This window comes from Psychrobacter sp. W2-37-MNA-CIBAN-0211 (assembly GCF_040309405.1).
Classification (GTDB): Bacteria; Pseudomonadota; Gammaproteobacteria; order Pseudomonadales; family Moraxellaceae; genus Psychrobacter; species Psychrobacter glaciei.
This window is the reverse complement of sequence record NZ_JBEOOU010000199.1, coordinates 1-272: the sequence shown is the minus strand read 5'-3', so window position 1 is coordinate 272 and position 272 is coordinate 1. Positions and strand designations below refer to the sequence as shown.

The following is a 272-nucleotide window of genomic DNA, read 5'->3' as shown; positions in this document are numbered from 1 at the left end:
AATTAACCCCATCCAGAGTACTAGCCAGACTGCCTGCTGGGCAGGCAGACGGCGATTACGGATACTCGCCTTGTTAGCTGAAAGGAGTGATTGTTCGATCCAATCTGAATCAATCGCCTCCATTACAGAACCGTAAGACCCGCTTTCTTCAACAGACTCATGAACTAACTCAAGCTCTTGCACAAACATAAAAAATCCCCACCAGAATACTGGTAGGGATTATCTTTCATCTGCAGGATCGGTCAAGTGCTCTTAAACGATCGGCATTGCTC

General features: G+C 46.7%; 1 protein-coding gene. It reads right to left on the bottom strand.

What is annotated here, in order from left to right; translation table 11 throughout:
• The coding region (locus tag AAEY72_RS14890) for a transposase domain-containing protein (RefSeq protein ID WP_352311325.1) at window positions 1–189 on the bottom strand (189 nt) is incomplete at its 3' end.
• Window positions 190–272 lie beyond the last annotated feature (83 nt).